Source organism: Thermogutta sp., from assembly GCF_014359955.1.
GTDB lineage: Bacteria > Planctomycetota > Planctomycetia > Pirellulales > Thermoguttaceae > Thermogutta.
Genome location: NZ_JACIYL010000911.1, coordinates 1 through 1,614, shown reverse-complemented (window position 1 = coordinate 1,614; position 1,614 = coordinate 1). Strand labels below are relative to the sequence as shown.

At 56.9% G+C, this 1,614-nt stretch carries 2 protein-coding genes; both read right to left on the bottom strand.

The window, feature by feature from the left end; genetic code table 11:
• Positions 1–181: 181 nt before the first annotated feature.
• Positions 182–832, bottom strand: a complete 651-nt coding sequence (locus tag H5U08_RS18135) for an NADH-quinone oxidoreductase subunit A (RefSeq protein ID WP_297036359.1) — start codon at positions 830–832, stop codon at positions 182–184.
• A 462-nt stretch (positions 833–1,294) separates the two neighbouring features.
• Positions 1,295–1,614: DUF2203 domain-containing protein (locus H5U08_RS18130; RefSeq protein ID WP_297036356.1), on the bottom strand; the 320-nt coding region annotated here is incomplete at its 5' end.

The window sequence follows — 1,614 nt, the reverse complement described above, 5'->3', positions numbered from 1 at the left end:
CCTCCGGAAGTTTTTCTCGTGCGACTTCAATCCAGGGATCGATCGCCTGCACGTTGCCCAGGCGCACGGCCTCCCCGAATTGTTGCTGAAGTCGTCCAAATATCGCCTCGATATCCATTGTTCTACCAGGTCCCGATTCTCGCCTGTCCGCTCCTGCTGTCCTTCCCCATGCCCGCCCTGCTCATGTTTCACCTACAAGCAGGGAAAGATTGCTTGTCTCTTGCGGTGAGACCTCCGGCCGTGAAGTCGTCTCTCCAGGGAGGGCACGAATCCACTCGAGATCCCCCCGATACCACAAATATGCGAATCCAACCAGGAGGATGCCAAAGAAAACGAGCACATCGACCAGGGCCATCCCCATCAGACGGTTGCCGAATTCACGGATGACCTCCCGGTTTTCGCTCCTGAGGGAACCGGCGTCTTCGCCGCTTGCTACGGGCGTCGGGTTCCCCTCCTTCAATGGCGAACGGTCCGAGGGCGTTTGACCACCGACGTGTCGCAATCCCAGTTCCTCCAGCCTCGCGTCAAGCGCCTTATCGGACACACTTGTGCTGCACAAGTGGCTGGTTTTTCCAAAAACCACCGCCCAAGGGAAAAAGACGGCCACTTCCACATCGAAAATGAGAAACACCAGGGCGATCACATAAAACCGCAGGTCAAACTGAACGTCCGCCGGCCCGACAGAAGGCTCCCCGCACTCGTAAGTTTGAAGCTTTTCCGCAGTAGGACGATTGGGACGCAAGAGCTTCCCCAGCAGCAGGCCGCCGAAAACAACGGCCACGGCTGCTCCCATAAACAGCAGCAGATATCCAATAAGGAATGCCGAGTGCATTGGACTTTCGCAGTACGCAGGGGATTTTGTCTAACTGCACCATGAAAAATATCATTGTAATGTGTTCCATGGGGCATGCAATCAATCGGTGTGGGAAAGTCCGCTGCCTGCCACGACGGCCCCGCGAAAAATTGTTCTGACAGCAGTTTTCGGCACCGGAAGCGAATCTGGGGGAGGCGATCTGGGGCTCTTCCGCGTTCCGGGGGAATACTGGCAAAGAACGAAGAGCGATTTCCCTCCCGAGCGGCGTCCAACCGTACCGCGGGGAGGTCATGCGGAACCCGCGCACACTGTTAATAGACGCAAGTCCCCCGCTATCCTCCGTCGGGTGAGCTTCCACGGCGAGGATTATCGCCAACGCGGGCAACCGAATTTAAAACCCAATAGCGAGGCCGGGAATGGGCCGAGCTGCGATCCATTCGACCGCTATTCGACCGGTGCGAGTCACCTCAATTCTTCGCTTCAGGTGGTCGACGATTCGAGCAGTTCGCAAACCGGCCGTCTGCCTGCAAAACCCGCGTCGACCTCGTGCCAGAACTCAATCTGCGGTTCCCCTAAACGCCAGCACAGAAAGATGTCGCGGCCATTGTACTGAGAATAGAAGTCGATGATCCCTTCCACGGGGCTTTTGGTAATCGCGCCTAACGAGGCGAGTTCTTCGACCCAGTCCTTGAGTTTTTCGAAATCCCGTCGAATACCGGCCTCGATGTCGGCCAGCTCGTCCTTATAAAGGGGATGCCGTTCCCTTCTGGCGGCTGGGATCGCCGACAGTCTTTCATATC

Bases quoted from the DNA above. Each gene is read 5' to 3' on its own strand.
- H5U08_RS18135 (WP_297036359.1), bottom strand. From the start codon at position 832: ATGCACTCGGCATTCCTTATTGGATATCTGCTGCTGTTTATGGGAGCA.